The sequence below is a fragment of the Vibrio sp. V09_P4A23P171 genome (assembly GCF_963875615.1).
GTDB lineage: Bacteria > Pseudomonadota > Gammaproteobacteria > Enterobacterales > Vibrionaceae > Vibrio > Vibrio anguillarum.
In genome coordinates this window covers 62237-80454 of sequence record NZ_CAWNMR010000003.1, presented here as the reverse complement: position 1 = coordinate 80454, position 18218 = coordinate 62237, and the positions used below count along the sequence as shown (strand labels likewise).

Genomic DNA, 18218 nt, shown 5'->3' with positions numbered 1-18218 from the left:
GTGCCCACCTAAAATCTCTATTTTTTAATTTCTACATTGCTTTGCTTCTGAACTCGTTTGGGCGTCGGCCCTTTGGGGAGGCATGGGACGCAAAATGCCTCATTGATGTTACCTGCGGCAGGGAGCGGTATATTATTACCATTTTCATCTTTTTTATATCTAGCCACTCGACGCACACTAATTCGGTTCCCCGGAACTGAAAGGCCAAGATGGAGGTTCCAACCTTTGAAAATAGCGGACAGTTTACATAGCAACGAATAGGATGTTGATTCATGAACGATTGATTGAAGATAATTTCTAACCTGATATTCGATATCATCCTCGGAGCTAAGGCCTAATGAAGAGATTACGCGAGTGAGATACGTTTCTGGACAAAGAGGTAGGTTCTCATGCTCACAAACAGAAAGCTGTTTCTTTATTAGATAATGCGCGAACGCGTAGATAGTCTCAGACGCCTGACTCTCAAGCCTATGTTTTTTAAAAACTTCTGAAATAAAATGAACAGACAGGGCAAGTTCATTGTGTTCTTCTACATATGCTAATATTTCTGCGGGTTGAAATGACGTTCCCTGCGTTCCGCGAAAAGCATATGGATTTCTGGTCATGTCATATGCTTTGGCGAGCATCGCGACGCGAGAAAGGACAGACGCACTTACCTTAACTCCTGCCATCTCTAAAACTTGCGATCTTGAGCGTATATTTCCCACATCTATATGCGCAAAACTGAGATCGTCAGTAACACCATAAGTAATGGGCGCTATAAACCCAACACAAGCCTCACATGCAGCCTCTAGCCTATGGTGTCCATTCAGAATTTCACCTTCATAAGAAATAATGATTGGCTCACCAGTTAGACACCATTCGCGTCGTTTCATCGATTCAGCGTATTTTCTGACTTTTATTTTACTGAGACGTCGGTTTTTATTTTTTTTATTTACCGAACCTCGACTAGAAAACGTCAACATGTTTCTCGCCAACTGAGGGCTAATAAAAATGGTGGTGTGTTTAAGTGTTGTTTGTACGACCTTTACTCCTGCGTAGTATTTAGCGTTAACCTTGAAGATTTCTTCTAGCTGATCAGGTGTGAGTAACTCAGTAGCATTTTTCAGAAGACTAGTAGAGCTGGCTAGATAACTCGTTCGTTCGCTTTCATCAAATCGATTGACTAGACTGCTGACAATCGAGTTCTCTAGATCTGCATTTGAAAATTCATCGGTATCACTGATATGTGGTTCTGTCATGTTTTTCATCCCTTGCCCTGCCTGTGGCAACATAGTGCGCAATCATGCGAATAAGATTGTGATTCTCGCTCATTATTGATCCGACATTGCTGTCGGATCAAATTTAATTTTTAAATTACACTGCGGCAAACACGATATTGGACATAAAGAGTTGAAAGTTTTGGAACAAAAAATCAGCGGCATGTTGTTTTCGACTAAGGAAAAAACCTTTAAAACCTTGGTTTCAACTATTCCAATGGTTGAAATTGATGCCTATTTTTCTGCTGAGAATGTTCAATCGAAGTTGAAGTGGGTTATTGATGCCGCAACCAATGCGACTAACGTAGATAAGGTAAAGGCTATTCAGGCTGAGCTTGAGACACGAGTAGTCAAGGATGATGTTTTTGCGCCAGTTTCTCTTACCTTTGCTGTTGAGGGTAAGCCAATCTTAGATAGCACGTCCCGCAGTCTGCCGACATTGTCTTTCAATTCAAACAGTACCTATATCGTTGGCAATGTACTTACTTTCATTGCCATTTGTAGGATGCTTGGAGTTAAGACCTTCTTGTTTAGCTCAAGATTAAGCGCAAAAGAAATTAATCAAAAAAGCCTAGCTCGGCAGCGATTAGCTATGGAAAAAGTTGAAATTCGGATTATTTTCGATGATGAAAAAGGGCTAGATGCAACAGACATCGTTCATTTATTTAAAAAGAATGCTCTCTTTGATACAGCTTTAAATCTGCCTCATGTCGGTGATGGAGACTGCTTGTCTAGTGAAGGTGGTTTCCCATTACGTCCATTTATTCTTCAGTTGATTGAAGACACTGATATCGAGTCTTATGGTGGCGTCAGCTTTGATGCTAAGCATGTGAAAGTGTCTGAGAGTACTATCACCACTCAATATGTTTTGTTTAAGTTGCTTGTCGGTGCGGTAGCCGGAGCTGGTACTCAAGAATACAGTAAGATGCCTAAAGACATAACTTTGGAATCAGGAGAGAGCCTCACATCGATACTAGCTGGAGACTATATGAATAATATCTCTGCATTCATGAGTGGATGGCTGAAACCTTTGAAAGAATCGTTTGTCAGCAATCGTTCTGGTTATCAACTGTCTCCTCAAGTTTGGCAAGCGTTAGGTCTCGTTATTTATCAACTAGTGAAGGATGGTATGTCGTCAGAGGAACTTGAAAATGCAGGACGAGAATTGGGCAGTCTTGACTACAGCAAGAACGCTAAACATTGGAAAGGCTGTCCTGTAATGGAACTTGATGCTCAAGGGCGTATTTATAAAAATGCCGCAAACTCTACACGTCAGTTTAGGCTCGGTTTGCAGGAGTACTTCTTGAAAGTGATCAGGGATGAGGCTTGCAATTAATAAAGTACGCAAGTTTCCAGTTCGGCTAATGCCTCTTAAGCACAAGTCCAACACCGATTGAACTGATGTGGCTAGCTTAGAATTGCCCCTTTATCATTTTCGGGCAACAAACTGGCTCGTGATTAGTGGTGATTTTCACTCAAATATTTCTCATGCAAATCCATGCCATTTATGCGAGTTAAATGAATTTAAATGCAGTGCGCTTTGGTGGTGAGTAGCTGTGGGACTAAAGCGTCTTAGTATTATCAACCTAATCGATTCGTTCTTTTCTTTACAATTAGCTTCTTCTTGATAGTAGAATTTATAATAGTATCAATAACTTGTTGTTGATGGTTTGATGCTTATTGATTATGATTGTTTTTAGCGCATTATTGTTGGTATCAGTATCTGAGGTTATATGAATTTTAAAGATTTATTCGAAGATGTTTATAATCAGCACTCTTCAAGTTCTGTCATTCAAAAGAGTGCTGGACACAAAGTTGCTAATGAATCATTTCAAGACTCGTGGTCGCAAGAGTCAGCTTCAACTTCGCTAATAGGCCCTCAAGAAGAATATATATTACAGAACTATATTCGCCCCATTTACGGTAAACAATACTTAAATAAAGCTCCAATAGGTACACATCCTGATTTTTTGTCTTTGCAGGGAACAAATGATTTAATCCATCATTATTCTTGTACGATGTTTATGGATATAAAAGGCTCCACAAGACTCTCTCTCCTTTATGACCTTAATGATGTCTTTCGATTCAAAAATGCTGTAATTCAAACATGTGTTGAAGTTGTTCGCTCTTTTGATGGATATGTGCATCGTTTAATGGGTGATGCTGTGATGTCTTTTTTTGGGAGCAAAGATAAGTCTACAGAAGATTCTATTGCAGATGCGGTTAATTGTGCGGCGACGTTAAAGTTGTTGCTTGAACAGGGAATTAAGCCTTGGATGGAAAGTCATGGCTTTGACGCAAAAGATTTCGGATTTCGTGTGGGAATCGACTTTGGTAATGAAAAGGATGTCCTCTGGGGGAGCTTTGGTTATTCTTCGGTTGGTGAAGTTTCTGCCACTGGTTTATCTGTTGATATGGCATCAAAACTTCAAAGTCGAGCTAGCAAAAATAGTACAATGTTAGGGCAAGGTTTGTTAGATCACGTTTTTTGGCCAGATTATTATTCTAAATTCAAACAAAGGACTGTCTCTGGCATTCTTCAAAATGAGCCAGTTGTAGTACCGAATATTACTACTGCTGAAGGTCAACCGCTTGACTATCGCATGAAAGAACTAAACTTTGAGCGTTTTATCGAAGTAAGCGCGTTACCTAGGCAATCCAGAGCATCTGTGAACAAAAACATAAGGCATAATCCAGATATAGATTTCCAATGCTTCGTGGTTGAGAATAGTGTTAAAAATGAATATATATCTGCATCAAGATATTTAGATAAAAATTTAGACCTCACGTTTGAAATCATAGCATCAACACGATCTCGGTTGCAGTTTCCTTTAAAGGTTAAGCTTGTAAAAACTAATTTTGGACCAGAGGTTCCTGATTTAGAAGATGGTAAAGAGCAAATAAAGAGCACTAAATATTTGTCTGTTAATCGAGAGAAATTCAGCAAAATAACTCCACCATATGTAAAAATTGAAGAGGCGGAATCAACTAGTTATCGTGGGTTACATACGATGAAATGCGAGATTTATGATAAAAATAATAGTCTTATTTTTAGGGATTGGATTGGGGTAATGATAAAATGAATAGTGACCAACAGGTTTTGTTTGAAGCCTTAAAAAGAACGGATTCATACATTGTTTCAGCAGACCAAAAAGCTTCATTTTTATTAGCAGCAGGAGTGACTTACCTTGGAATATACACTTCGCTATTTTATGGATTTCTCTCAGATAAAAGTTTAGTTGTACCAAATGAATTAACATTATCCGTTATTGGTGTTTTATTAGTGACATGGTCAATATGGTTTTATAAAATAAAAACCGTTTTTACACCTCGACTTAAATCTTCTTGGGGTAAGTCATTGATTTCCTACGCTTCAATGATTAATAACCACAACGACGTGTTAGATTGTTTTTGTTCTTATGAGTCCTTAAAGAATAATAATTTTGATCTAGATAAAGATTTGCTGGAAAATTACTGGATATGTGCTGAGATTTGTAACACTAAAATGCTGGCGTTCAAATCTAGTTTACTTTGGCTGTTTTTTACTCTGAGTGGTTCTGTGCTTGGCTTGGCAATACTGGCCTTTTACTCCACATTTTTCAGTTGAGTTAAGGTTTTTTTTCTGCGAAAATTTTAAACTGAACACCTTGCCCTTTGAATGTCTATGCATGTTTTCATTCAAAGCCTGTGCGTATCGCCGCACTATTCATAATTAAGCCTAATACCGTTAGGCTTGTCTGGTCTTTAAGCCAAAATTATTTCTGTCCAAAGGTGTGCTGACGGGGTGTAAAAAATAGGTATTGATACTGGCTGGTTTTCGAGAGGATGAAATCGAAGAGTTTCTAGCTTAGTAATACATACTCACTAACCCAAAGACTTTTTTGTGACATTGGATGGTTAGTGAGTCGTGTACTAATACACGATTAGAATGGTATCATCGCATACAAGATAGCTTGATGTGTTTTTGTAAAGTTTTATTGGTTTTCGTGACTTTTTTAACGGAATTCTTTACAGTTTTAGTTGTGGTTGGTTTTTATCTGTTGTTTAACAATGGCTTAATGGGCTGTCCCTTTGCTCAAGGTAACCATAACCCTTTTAAACGTTCGAATGTCGAAAAAAGCCGCGAAAACCGCGGCTTTTTTATATAGTTATCACTATTAGCATTTTCTTATTTGTCAGCACAGCTTAGTGATCGACAAAGTTTACGTTGAAAAGGAATTCAGCATTCATGCGGTATACACCAACACTGAAACTGAGTACTCGGTTAGTAGCTTTTGTTACGCTCATCGTAACCAGTGCAATGTTCATTTTGTTTATTGGTGGAACTTTGTCTTTTCAACGGCTTGGACAAGAATATCTCAATCACTACCTAGCAGGAATTGTGGAGGTAGTCGATAAAGAAATAGAAGATCCTGATGCCGCTTATTCATTGCAACGTTGGATGCCCAAAATGTTGCAAGCCAGTAGCATTGTTGAAATGCAGCTCTCTTCACCAGCTGGCGTTATTTACCGTTTTAAAGATACCTCGTCCAAAGTCGACCCTGCCCGTTTGTACCATATCGATATTATCCTTGAACGTAATCCAGGCTACAGCATCAGATTTAAAGCCGTTCCTCCCTATCTCAGTTATAGCTACTCATTGGGTGCCATGTGGTCTATTACGTTGGCAGTTGGTCTCATCGTGTTTTGTTTGATTCGTGGGGTAAAGTGGCTTAAAGAGCAATTGCTTGGAACTGAATTGTTGGAGGAGCGAGGGCGAATGATTCTCGCCGGTCGAGTGGAGCAGTACGCCAAAGGTGATCACCGCGAGTGGCCTTATACGGCGAGTGAGGCGCTTGATGTCCTGATTGATGAGCTGCAAGATGCTCGTCAAGAGCGTAGCCGCTTTGATACTTTTATCCGGACCCAAACCTTCTTAGATAAGTTGACGGGTACGGCCAACCGTGTCCTTTTTGATAGCAAATTGGAATCAGCCTTGTTAGAGAATGGCGCGCGTGGTGGCGTTTTGTTAGTGCGTATCGATGATTGGGATTCTCTGTGCGAAGAAAATGATAAAAAAGCAGCGGATGATCTCGTTGTGGAAGTCGGGGAGAACATCTCTAACGTCATACAGCGTTACCCGGATGTTATTTTATCTCGCTATTACGATACCGATTTTGCCATTTTTGTGCCGCACCAAGGGGTAAAAGAGGTCGCTTCTATTGCTACACAATGTTTGAAGCTTTTAGCGCGCATATCGCCTCCAGAGCCGCTCGATAAAGAAAACTGGTGCCATATAGGTATCAGTATGTACAGCGAAGGCGAGCGGCGTGGTCGAGTGTTGGATGAGGCAGAAACGGCCTTAAAAAGTGCTCAGTTACAGCGAGTGAACACGTGGAGCCGCTTTAAAAAGAGTACTTTTTTCCAAGAGGAACGCGGCAGTGTGCGTTGGCGAACTTTGTTTGATCAGGTGCTGACGCCTGAGAAAATAATTTTATTCCGTCAACCTTGCTATTTGCTTGAAAAGACGAATGATTTAGTATGGCTGCACGATGAGTTGTTTGCGCGTATTGATGATCCAGAACAAGGTGTTATAAAAGCCTCTCGCTTTCATTCTGCTTTAGAAACTGTAGGTTATGAAATGGTGATGGATCGAGCCGTATTGCTGCAGGTGGTTCGTTTACTCAAACGCTCTGAAGTTAAGGTCAATGTGTCAGTGAACTTGCATGTCGTCCCATTCGCCGATAAGTCGTATTTTAAGTGGTTTCGACATGAATTGCTGCAACTGACCTCGAGTAGCCGATCGCAGCTCTCTTTTGAGTTTCCTGAAGGTCGGTTAGTACAGCATCTCGATTATATGCGCCCCGTTATTAAGATGATCTCCGGCCTCGGTGCTAAGGTAATCGTAGGGCAGGCTGGCAGAACGATTGTCAGCACTCACTACATAAAAGATCTTAAGATTGATTTCCTTAAGTTACACCGCAGTTTGATGAAGAAAATAGACCAACGGCATGAAAATCAGCTGTTTGTTCGTAGCATGATCGGTGCTTGTGGCGGTACTCAGACTCAAGTTATTGCGGTCGGTGTCGAAACAGAGCAAGAGTGGCAAACGCTAAAAAACCTAGGCATTCATGGTGGGCAAGGCCGACTGTTTGAAGAAGAACAGCCTTTGTTACCTGAGAAAATAATTAGCCCTAGCGTGACCTTAGGGCGAAGAAATCGTTGGCGTAAAAAATAAAAGCGAACCTATATGAATCTTCAGTCACTGATTGATAAATTAAAACCATCTAAAGCGACGTTGCGGCAATTGTTCGTTGTCGTAAGACCTGATGCTCTCTATTTCTCGGCTTTGGATGATGCGACTTTGCCGGCAGAGATCCCGCTTGATGGTGCAACGTGGCAACAGGTACTCTTTCACGCACTCAAACCGCTCAACATCAAGGGTACGGTAATTAACCTTGTCCTCCACGCTCATTTTTATCAAACTTATCAAATAGAAAAACCGCAGTTACCCAAAGAAGAGTGGTCAGTCGCCCTGCCATTTTTATTGAAAGATCTGGTGACAGAGAAAGTCACTGACATCATCGCTGATGCTTTTCCGTTACCCGCAGATAATAAAATTCAAGCCTACGTGGTCTCAAAACGCACGGTATTGGAAGTGGCGTCGCAACTGAGTGCGATGGGTTTAGAGTTAGGCAAAGTCATTCCCGAAGATGAAGTGTGGGCGAGAAGTGCCGGTGATCTTGAGCATTTTTTGCTGTTACAGCGTAGTAAAAACAGCAGTTTTAAGTTTGACGCATTTGTGGACCAAAAATGCTGTTTTCAACGCACAATGAGAGGTGTTGTCTCTCCCATTACTGGCGTCGCCAGCTCGGTTTTACAGCTCGATGGTTTAGCGTTAGAACTGCAACGTTCGATTGATTACCTTTCCTCGCAGCTTAAAGGGGCCTCATTACATCAGCTAAAAGTGCTGTGTGATGAAGAAGCGCAGCAAGAGTTGGTTGATGCATTAAATGAACGCCTAAATGTCAAAGTTTCCCTGCTTGATGAGCGGTTACCGAGTTCGGCGCATCTGCTGGTGGAGCAAGTGACTCGCATTGACGATTCAATGCTCAACTTATATCCGGCGCATCTTAAGCCGAAGAAAGAGTATTTTTCACTGTCCATGGTCTGCGCGATTTGGGGCATTGTCGCTTTAGTGATGCTATTGGCCTATGCCAGTTATCAATGGCAAAATAGTCAATTGAAACAGCAGCTACAAGCTAAACAAGCGCAAAATCAAGTCCTTGCTGCTGAATTAGAAACGACCAAACAGAAAGTTGATAAGCATAAGCCATCGGTTGAAAAAATAGCGGCGATTGAGCGTTTGAAGCAGCAAATTAAGGGCAAACAAGCCACATTGGATTCGATTAATGAGTTTGATCAATCACAACAGGTCGGTTACTCAGGAGTCATGCGTTCGCTAGCCACACTCAGCCGTGATGATATTTCATTAACGACCATTACCATCCATCATGAGCAGCTCGATTTGCAAGGCTTGGCTAGAGAGGCGAAAGATATTCCAAACTGGTTAAGTCAGTTTAAAAGCGAACTGAACCTAGTGGGACGTAGTTTTGAAAAGTTAAAAATTGCGCGCAATGAGCAAGGCATTCTCATCTTTGAGCTTAAAACTAAAGCGGAGGATAGCCAATGAATTGGCAGAGCATCAGCAACAAATTCTTAGCCATCAGTTCGCGTGAAAAAATGTTGATCGCCCTGTGTGGCTTAGTGGTGATTACACTGCTCTTGTTTAGCTTGTTACTTGAACCCGCGATGAAATCGGTGGCGGCTAATCGGTTACAGCTTCAGTCTGTTGAGCAGATGAACCAGCGAATGCAAGGTGAAATTCTGTTATTGACTGCTAAGCTTAATAAAGATCCGAATCAAGAGATTAATCTAGAATTCAAACAGTTAATGGCGCAGAGCCAAACTCTCTCGCTTGAGCTGGCAGCATTGGTTGATTCACTGATTACACCCGCAAAGATGGCGCAATTGCTTGAAAGTGTTTTGGCAACCAGCCCAGAGTTGACGTTGGTCTCCATGGAGTCATTAGCAGCAGAGCCGATTGCAAATAACAACCAATCATCTGAATATTCAGGCTATTATGTTCATCCTGTGAGATTGGAGTTCACCGGTAATTACTTCGCGATATTGAATTATTTGACCAATTTAGAAAGTTTACCGATGAAGTATTATTGGCGTCATTTCCAATACAAGGTAGAAAATTACCCCCAAGCCAGAGTCATTATGGAAGTGTACACATTAGGCATTAGACAGGAGTTTATTGGTGGTTAGATCCGTTTTTTCACTGCTGTTGATGTGTGTTGTATGCAGTAGTTGGGCAGCGCAAGATCCTACCGCGCCATTAGGTTGGGTGAGTGAGAGCGCATCACCTGTCAATAAAATAGAGAGTTACCCGCTACCTAGGTTGCAAAGTATTGTATGCCAACAAACCATACCTTGTGTGGCAGTGCTTAACGATCAAGTGGTTGGCATCGGAGAGTCGCTATTTGGCTACACAGTAGAAGCCATTGAACCACAGCAAGTGACCCTTTCTCGCAGAGGAAAGACGTGGGATTTAGGCCTCTTTTCTCTGGACATCAAGCAGTAAGGTATAGAAATCGTATGCGTAAAATCGTATTAGGCGTAGTCATCGTATCCTTAATGGGCTGTTCTATGGGGCATCGCGATCCAGTTGAGATGAAACAGTCTTTGAATCAGGCGATTAATGAAGCCAACAGCCGAAATCTAGCCGTTCTACCGGCCTCCGTAGAAGCTGACTTGATGCCTGACATTGAGGGAATCACAGCGCGCAGTCAAGAAACGGTTAAACGCTTTCGTATCCAAGCTGATAATGTGGATGCAAGGGTATTTTTTGCCAGTTTAGTGAAAGGGACTGAGTTTAGTGCCGCCATCCACCCTGAAGTTACTGGAAGTGTAACGGTAAATCTAACCGACGTGACTTTGGATGATGTATTGGCCGTCGTTCGTGACATGTATGGCTATGAAATTATCAAAAAGGGTAAAGTGATTCAGGTTTACCCGTCAGGCCTGCGTACTGTGACTATCCCGGTCGATTATTTAGAACTTAAACGTACGGGCCGTTCTTTAACTTCCATCACCACCGGTACGATCACTAATACGGATACCGGTTCTAGTTCCTCGAGTAGTTCTAGCTCAAATTCCAGTTCTAATTCCAATTCGAGTAACTCATCCAGTAGTTCGAAAGGTGGAACGGAAATTGAAACCACCAGTGAAAGCGATTTCTGGCCGCAGCTTGAAAAAGCCGTTGCACAGCTGATTGGCTCGGGCAAAGGTCAAGGCGTTGTTGTCACGCCACAAGCGAGCGTAATCACTGTTCGAGCCTACCCAGATGAAATACGTGAAGTGCGAGAGTTTTTAGGCATTTCTCAGCAACGTCTACAGCGACAAGTGATCCTTGAAGCGAAAATTTTAGAAGTCACCTTGAGCGATGGTTACCAGCAAGGGATCAATTGGTCAAATATGTCCTTTGGCAATGGTGATGTTGTGATTAATAAGGTCGGTAGTGCGGCTTCGTTACTGCCGGGGATGGATGCGATTGGCACTCTGTTGCAAGGCCAAACCAATGTCACCATTTCAGATGGTAGTTTTGAAGCAGTGCTTAACTTCATGGGAACTCAAGGGGATTTGAATGTCCTATCCAGTCCAAGAGTCACCGCTGCTAATAACCAAAAAGCGGTGATCAAAGTCGGCACCGATGAATACTATGTCACTGACGTAACGGGTGTGGTTGGTAATGGCGATAACTCCAATGTTGCACCAGATATCCAACTCACGCCTTTTTTCTCGGGTATCTCGCTCGACGTGACGCCACAAATTGATGACCAAGGCAATGTGCTATTGCACGTGCACCCCGCGGTGATTGAAGTCGACGAGCAGAAGAAACAAATTGAATATGCAGGCAACCAAATTGTGTTGCCATTAGCGCGCAGTACGATCCGCGAATCAGATTCGGTGATTCGCGCGCAAGATGGTGACGTTGTGGTGATTGGTGGATTAATGAAATCCAACACCTCCAATCAAGTATCTAAAGTCCCTTTTTTGGGGGATTTACCCGGTTTAGGATATCTGTTTCGTAACACCTCTGAGCTGACTGAGAAAACCGAATTGGTGATTTTGCTGAAACCAACGGTTGTGGGTGTTAATACGTGGCAAAAAGAGCTCGAACGCTCGCGTGAACTACTACAGGAGTGGTTCCCAGACGAAGAATAAACATCATGTATCTTGAGCACTTTGGTTTTGAGCAACTGCCTTTTCATCTCACGCCTAATACATCACTGTTTTTAGGCTTAGCGCCACATTACGAGGCGATTCAGACAGTGAGTGCCGCCATTGATTTAGGCGAAGGGGTGATCAAGATAACCGGAGAAGTCGGAACCGGAAAAACCATGGTGTGTCGTATGTTGATCAATCATTTACATGATCATATTGCACTGATTTATTTACCCAACCCAGCGCTTAATGGTCGAGAACTTCGCCAAGCTGTCGCCAGCGAACTAGGCCTTAGTAAGCAAGATGATGCGGATATTGTTGATCGTATTCAGCAACAATTGATTGTGCTAAAGCAGCAGGGGAAACGAGTAGTCGCGATTGTTGATGAAGCACAAGCGTTACCAGACGATGCATTAGAAGTGCTGCGTTTATTCGGCAATTTAGAAACAGAATACACAAAGTTGTTGCAACTGGTGTTGATCGGCCAACCAGAGCTCGATGAGCGTTTAGCGCAGCACCATCTGCGCCAATTTCGCCAACGAATTACTTTTAGCGCTTATCTGCGGCCGCTCTCTTTAGATGAAACAGTCGCTTATATCGAGAGCCGCTTGAGCAAAGCCGGAGGTGATGCGCAACTGTTTAATCTTGAACAGAAAAAAGCGTTGTGGCGAGCCAGTTATGGTACCCCTCGTTTGATTAACCAAGTGTGTCACAAAGCTCTGTTGCTGGCTTTTACGCAAAACGACAGCACGATTCGCAATCAGCACCTATTTACAGCGATTCACGATACGTTTGATACCTGTAAGCCTAAGTTTAAACGCCCTTTTATGTGGGGATGGAGTCAATCATGAGTGCGATGAACGATGCACTATCAAAACTGGCACAAGCGCAACGCCAATCAGTGGTGAACTTGCAACCAGCGCAAGTTGCGAAAGTAAAACGCAGCCGCGCTTGGTTGTGGATGGTAGCCGGGTTTGCTGCCAGCTTAGCAGTCGGTGGATGGGCGGTGTCACAGCAGCAAGCTATGGTTGACCAAGCTATGGTTGACCAAGCTGCGGTTGACCAAACTATGGTCAGTCAGACACTGGCCAATCAAGCAATAGTGAATGAACCTGAGAGCCTGTTGTTAGAGGTTGATGAGCGAAGCTCTTCGCCTGCGCTTGTTTCTCCGACCACCAAAATTGTTCCGGTTCACCGTCCCGTTTACCAAACTGCCGTTGTTGCAGTGGACAAAAAAACGTCAAATTCAGCAACGCCCACAGTGACGGTTAAACAGGATTCGGCCTTAGCCAATCAACAGCCGTTGCATTCTAACCGTGTGGTCGCGCTCGGTGCTGAAAGTGACCAAGAAATCTCAAGTGTTTTGATTGAACAAGTGGATTTGACGCCAGAGCAACTGGCGGTAAAAGCAATGAGCCGCGCTGATAAAGCCGTGGACAGCAATGAGCTCAAAGAGGCACTGGATGCGTACAGTGAAGTGCTACGCTTTACCCCAGAAAATGAACTCGCCCGTCAAAAATTATCCGCGCTCTATTACGGCAAAGGTGATGCGCGCAAAGCTTTTGAAATTTTACAAAGCGGTATAAAGCTCAATCATAACGGAGAAAGTTTGCGGATCGCGTTGGCTAAATTGCTGATTAAAGAGAAGCAGAGTGAAGCGGCGTTAACCCCTCTAGTTCATTTACCTGACAATGCTTCGATCGATTATCTCTCGCTAAGGGCAGCCTTGGCACAAAAAGCCAAGCAAGATTCACTCGCATTAGAAAGCTATCAACGCTTAGTCAAGCTTGATGCTGAGAACGCACGCTGGTGGTTAGGGCTTGCGATAGCACAAGAGCGCACGATGGATTTTCAGGCGGCCAAATATACCTACCAACAAGCGCTTGCGAAAGTTGGCCTCTCGAGTCAGTCGCAACTGTTTATTCGTGATCGCCTAGTCGTACTAAGCAGTTTAGAGGAGAGTGCGAGTGCAAATTAAGCTACGAAAACGCTTAGGTGATCTGCTGGTTGAAGAAGGGATCATCACTGAAAATCAAGTGGAACAAGCGCTCGCTGCGCAAAAGCGCAGTGGACGTAAACTGGGTGACACGCTGATCGAACTCGGCTTTTTGTCAGAGCAGCAGATGCTTAGCTTCTTATCGCAGCAACTTTCGCTGCCACTGATCGATCTCAGCCGAGCCAATGTCGATATTGATGCAGTGCAGATCCTCCCGGAGGTACATGCACGCCGTTTACGCGCCTTAATCATTGGCAAAAATGGCGACACGCTGCGCATCGCAATGAGTGATCCGGCGGATCTGTTTGCTCAAGAATCTCTGCTCACTCAATTACCCCAATACAGTTTTGAATTTGTTATTGCTCCAGAAAAACAATTGGTTGAAGGGTTTGATCGTTATTATCGCCGCACCAAAGAGATTGCGTCCTTTGCCGAGCAGCTACAACTGGAACACCAAGGCAATACCGCCTTTGATTTCGATATCGGTGATGATGACAGCGATGAAGTGACCGTTGTTAAGCTCATCAACTCTCTATTTGAAGATGCGATTCAGGTCGGGGCGTCTGATATTCATATCGAACCTGATGCTAACGTATTGCGTTTACGCCAGCGGATTGATGGGGTATTACACGAAACCCTACTCAATGAAACCAACATCGCTTCGGCTTTAGTGCTGCGTTTAAAATTGATGGCCAATCTTGATATCTCAGAAAAACGCCTCCCACAAGATGGCCGTTTTAATATTCGAGCCAAAGGCCAATCGGTCGATATTCGTATGTCGACCATGCCAGTACAATACGGTGAGTCGGTGGTGATGCGTTTGCTCAACCAATCATCCGGAGTTCGTAAACTGGAAGAGTCAGGTATTCCTGATGATATTTTACAGCGTTTACGTCATCAACTTAAACGTCCACACGGCATGATCTTAGTGACTGGCCCAACCGGCTCAGGGAAAACGACGACGCTATACGGCGCGTTATCAGAGCTCAATGTTCCCGGTAAAAAAATCATTACCGCAGAAGATCCGGTTGAGTACCGATTGCCACGCATCAGCCAAGTGCAGATCAACCCTAAAATTGACCTTGATTTCTCAACGGTGCTGAGAACCTTTTTGCGTCAAGACCCGGACATTATTCTAGTCGGGGAGATGCGCGATCAAGAAACGGTTGAAATTGGTTTGCGCGCGGCCTTAACCGGCCACTTAGTGTTGAGCACCTTACACACCAATGATGCGGTTGATAGCGCCTTGCGCATGATGGACATGGGCGCACCGGGCTATTTAGTGGCCAGCGCCGTGCGGGCGGTGGTTGCCCAACGTTTAGTGCGTAAAGTGTGCCCCGATTGTAAAGCGGTGGATGAGGTTGATGAAGCCCGTAAACAGTGGCTGACTGTGCGTTTCCCAAATCAAGTTGAAGCGGCTTTTACGCGTGGGCGTGGGTGCCAGAACTGCAATTTGACGGGGTACCGTGGGCGAATTGGGGTTTTTGAAATGCTAGAACTTGAACACGAGATGATGGATGCGCTGCGCGCCAACGATGCGGTTAGTTTTGCGCAAGCCGCTCGTCAGTCGAAGCAGTACAAACCGCTGCTAGCTTCGGCGATGGAGTTGGCGCTACAAGGGGTTGTCAGTTTAGATGAAGTGATGAGCTTAGGTGAAGGTGATTCATCCGGCATCATTCAAGCCATCTATCTATAGTTAAGGTTACTCATGCCAACGTATCGTTATCAGGGTCGAAATTTAGATGGTAGCAAAACCTCGGGGCATGTTGATGCCCCGACAGAAGAGCTCGCGGCGGAAGCGCTATTTAACAAAGGCGTGATTCCGACCTTAATTTCGTCAGACCAAGGGGCTGATTTTTCGATTGATTGGAAATCGCTGTTTACCCCAAGTGTGCCACTTGAGGTGTTGGTGATCTTCTGTCGTCAGCTTTACAGCTTGACCAAGGCGGGTGTGCCGCTGCTGCGCTCGATGAAAGGACTTATCCAAAATTGTGCTAATAAACAGCTTAAAGAAGCATTGGAAGCGGTTAGCAATGAGCTAACCAACGGGCGCAGTTTATCGAGCTCAATGCAGATGTACCCGAAAGTCTTTAGCCCGTTGTTTGTGTCGATGATCCACGTCGGTGAGAACACAGGGCGGCTTGATGAAGCCTTGTTGCAATTGTCTCATTACTACGAGCAAGAAGTCGAAACTCGTAAACGGATTAAAACGGCGATGCGTTATCCGAGTTTTGTTATCAGCTTTATTTTGGTCGCGATGTTCATTCTCAACGTTAAAGTGATCCCACAATTTACTAGCATGTTTAGCCGTTTCGGGGTTGATTTACCGCTGCCAACTCGCATTTTAATTGGTATGTCAGATTTCTTTGTCAACTACTGGCCGATGATGATAGGCGTATTGCTTGGGTGTTTATTTGCTTTCAGAGCTTGGTTGAGCACAGCCGCAGGGCGTCAAAAGTGGGATAAGTTTCGCTTAAGAATGCCTATTGTCGGCGGCATAGTGAACCGAGCGCAATTGGCGCGTTTTTCTCGAACTTTTGCCTTGATGTTGAAAGCGGGGGTGCCGTTAAACCAATCGATAGCATTATCTGCCGAAGCGTTGGATAACAAATTTCTAGAATCTCGCCTGTTAGAAATGAAAGCGGCCATTGAAGCGGGAACAAGCGTATCCACCACCGCGGTAAACGCCAATATTTTTACACCATTAGTTATTCAGATGATTTCGGTGGGTGAAGAGACAGGGCGCATTGATGAGTTGCTACTTGAAGTCGCGGACTTCTATGATAGAGAGGTGGATTACGATCTCAAAACCCTCACCGCGCGTATAGAGCCGATTTTATTGGTAATTGTCGCCGCTATGGTGTTGGTGCTGGCACTTGGCATCTTTTTGCCAATGTGGGGAATGCTCGACGCGATCAAAGGATAAAGGTTGTCAGATGAAAACGGCGATAGAGCGTTCTCAGTTCGTAATTTGGGGGTTGATTGTCTTTGTTCTTTTGATGGCTTTGCTATCAGCATGGCAGTCGATAGAAAAAGAAGCCAATCAAACCGCATTAGCGATGGCGAGCAGTAAAATCGTAGAAAGTGCCAATTTTTATAAGCAAGATTGGTTATTAAAGGGGCGGCCCTCAACTTTAATCGCGAATGGTCGATTACTCAATATGAGTGCAACGGGCTGGGTATTACCATTGGCTGAGAATGAATCAAGTATAGATTGTCGTTATTGGTTAAGCCTGCTATACCCAGATGAACAACTGCTTGAAAGCAAAGTGATTTCAATTGAATCGGCACATCAAGCAAATCAGTATCAATGTCGCTATGTTTACAGTCAAAAACAGGTGATAACCATTGAACTTTTAAGGGATAAGTTTACAGTAAGCGTCGATTTTTCAGCATGAGTTTTCGACGTAAGCAGTGAAATGGGCACTCGCCCCGTAGCGATGCGAGAACAAGTGCGTATAATACACGGTAATAACAAAGAGATAGGTAGAGCATGGATAACAAACAAACGGGCTTTTCCTTAGTTGAATTAGTCGTAGTGATTGTGGTTGTCGGCTTATTGGCCGTTGCAGCGCTACCCCGCTTTTTAGATGTCACCGATGAAGCGAAAAAAGCCAGCATCGAAGGGGTTGCCGGTGGTTTTGCTACTGGTGTTCTATCGGCGCGTGCTCAGTGGGAAGCTCAGGCAAGAACCTCTGTGACTTTGGGCTCGGAAAAACAAAACACCGTCAACTATGATGGTGTCAATTTCTGGCTGACTCGCTCTACAGATAGCAGCGGGGCCGCGACCGGTTTTAGGGACGGTTATCCGTTGGCGCTCAATACCGATAATACCAGTTATCCAGCGGCGATTACGGATCAGTCATGTATTGATTTAATGGATAATTTGCTGCAAAACCCACCAAAAGTTGACACAGTCGCTAATGCAGCCAATAACGCTAATGTAAAATATTCAGCACAAGCCGATGACGGTCAAGCCACTTGTACTTATGTGCAAAAAGAGGGCGGAACCGCGCACCAGTTTGTGTATGAGATAAAAACTGGTCGTGTGACCGTCACTTTGCAGTAAGTCTGCGCATTGATTAAAACATAGAGAGAAAGTAACTATGAAAAGACAAAACGGTTTCACCCTAATCGAACTTGTGGTTGTGATTGTCATTCTCGGCATTCTCGCCGTCACCGCAGCACCACGTTTTTTGAATTTTCAGGGAGATGCTCGTAAAGCGTCCTTGCAAGGATTGAAAGGCGCTATTGATGGGGCGAGCGGGATTGTATACGGTAAAGCGGCTTTGGCAGGTAAGGAAACTCAGGCATCAGGACAAGATGTTGATGGCATCAGTTTGGTTTATGGTTATCCTGCTGCCACTTCGGCAGGTATCGGTAATGCAGTCGTAGGCATTAATAGTGACTGGGATTCCAACCCATCAGCAGCAGCTGGAACCAGTCAATATTCGTTTAAAGGCTCTTCTAAATGGGGTACGGATACTACTGGCTGTAACGTTACCTATGTTCAACCAACGCCAAGTAGCGCAGCACCAACAACAACTGCTTATACAGAGGGTTGTTAATCGTTAAAGAAAAGCAAAGGCTAGTATTACTAGCCTTTGCTTTTAGCTCTTTCTCATCCACAAAAGTCAGTAAAACTTAAGCCCACTAAGGAAATTTCTTATATACTTTAAGCACTTGTTTTT

16 protein-coding genes are annotated in these 18218 nt (G+C 43.8%); 15 read left to right on the top strand and 1 reads right to left on the bottom strand.

Going from position 1 to position 18218, the window contains the following annotated elements:
* Positions 1-17: 17 nt before the first annotated feature.
* On the bottom strand, positions 18-1274 hold the full coding sequence (locus AACT23_RS01580; RefSeq protein ID WP_094128201.1) for a chromosome partitioning protein ParB: 1257 nt from the start codon (positions 1272-1274) through the stop codon (positions 18-20).
* A gap of 148 nt (positions 1275-1422) precedes the next feature.
* On the opposite strand from AACT23_RS01580, the gene AACT23_RS01575 reads away from it, so the two are divergent.
* The 15 genes from AACT23_RS01575 to AACT23_RS01505 all read left to right on the top strand — a co-directional run bounded on the left by AACT23_RS01575 (position 1423) and on the right by AACT23_RS01505 (position 18095).
* Positions 1423-2595, top strand: coding sequence for a hypothetical protein (locus tag AACT23_RS01575; protein ID WP_094128241.1), 1173 nt, complete (start codon positions 1423-1425; stop codon positions 2593-2595).
* Positions 2596-2992: 397 nt separating this feature from the next.
* Positions 2993-4342, top strand: a complete 1350-nt coding sequence (locus tag AACT23_RS01570) for a nucleotide-binding domain-containing protein (RefSeq protein WP_094128198.1) — start codon at positions 2993-2995, stop codon at positions 4340-4342.
* Entirely contained in the window at positions 4339-4866 is a 528-nt protein-coding gene (locus tag AACT23_RS01565; RefSeq protein WP_094128195.1) for a hypothetical protein, read from the top strand. Before AACT23_RS01570 ends, AACT23_RS01565 begins: the two co-directional genes overlap by 4 nt.
* A gap of 621 nt (positions 4867-5487) precedes the next feature.
* Positions 5488-7476, top strand: a complete 1989-nt coding sequence (gene csrD / locus AACT23_RS01560) for an RNase E specificity factor CsrD (protein WP_176428653.1) — start codon at positions 5488-5490, stop codon at positions 7474-7476.
* A gap of 12 nt (positions 7477-7488) precedes the next feature.
* Positions 7489-8931 (top strand): MSHA biogenesis protein MshI, encoded by a 1443-nt coding sequence (locus tag AACT23_RS01555; protein WP_094128187.1) that lies wholly within the window; start codon positions 7489-7491, stop codon positions 8929-8931.
* Positions 8928-9572 carry a type II secretion system protein GspM gene (gene gspM / locus AACT23_RS01550; RefSeq protein WP_017047102.1) on the top strand — a complete coding sequence of 215 codons (645 nt, stop codon included), beginning with the start codon at positions 8928-8930 and terminating at the stop codon, positions 9570-9572. The genes AACT23_RS01555 and gspM overlap by 4 nt, the downstream gene beginning before the upstream one ends.
* Entirely contained in the window at positions 9562-9888 is a 327-nt protein-coding gene (locus AACT23_RS01545) for an MSHA biogenesis protein MshK (protein ID WP_094128184.1), read from the top strand. The genes gspM and AACT23_RS01545 overlap by 11 nt, the downstream gene beginning before the upstream one ends.
* Before the next feature lie 14 nt (positions 9889-9902).
* Positions 9903-11531: a pilus (MSHA type) biogenesis protein MshL gene (mshL, locus tag AACT23_RS01540; protein ID WP_094128181.1), complete on the top strand. Its 1629-nt coding sequence runs from the start codon at positions 9903-9905 to the stop codon at positions 11529-11531.
* Between the two features lie 5 nt (positions 11532-11536).
* The gene (locus tag AACT23_RS01535; RefSeq protein WP_026029164.1) at positions 11537-12382 is read left to right on the top strand and encodes an ExeA family protein; all 846 of its coding nucleotides are present in this window, start codon (positions 11537-11539) and stop codon (positions 12380-12382) included.
* On the top strand, positions 12379-13509 hold the full coding sequence (locus AACT23_RS01530; protein ID WP_094128178.1) for a tetratricopeptide repeat protein: 1131 nt from the start codon (positions 12379-12381) through the stop codon (positions 13507-13509). Before AACT23_RS01535 ends, AACT23_RS01530 begins: the two co-directional genes overlap by 4 nt.
* Entirely contained in the window at positions 13499-15223 is a 1725-nt protein-coding gene (locus tag AACT23_RS01525) for a GspE/PulE family protein (RefSeq protein ID WP_064624286.1), read from the top strand. Before AACT23_RS01530 ends, AACT23_RS01525 begins: the two co-directional genes overlap by 11 nt.
* A gap of 12 nt (positions 15224-15235) precedes the next feature.
* On the top strand, positions 15236-16453 hold the full coding sequence (locus AACT23_RS01520; protein ID WP_013857883.1) for a type II secretion system F family protein: 1218 nt from the start codon (positions 15236-15238) through the stop codon (positions 16451-16453).
* Between the two features lie 10 nt (positions 16454-16463).
* Positions 16464-16925, top strand: a complete 462-nt coding sequence (locus AACT23_RS01515) for a hypothetical protein (protein ID WP_017050659.1) — start codon at positions 16464-16466, stop codon at positions 16923-16925.
* A gap of 95 nt (positions 16926-17020) precedes the next feature.
* Entirely contained in the window at positions 17021-17596 is a 576-nt protein-coding gene (locus AACT23_RS01510) for a prepilin-type N-terminal cleavage/methylation domain-containing protein (protein ID WP_013857881.1), read from the top strand.
* Positions 17597-17633: 37 nt separating this feature from the next.
* Positions 17634-18095 (top strand): type II secretion system protein, encoded by a 462-nt coding sequence (locus AACT23_RS01505; RefSeq protein ID WP_094128175.1) that lies wholly within the window; start codon positions 17634-17636, stop codon positions 18093-18095.
* Positions 18096-18218: the final 123 nt, after the last annotated feature.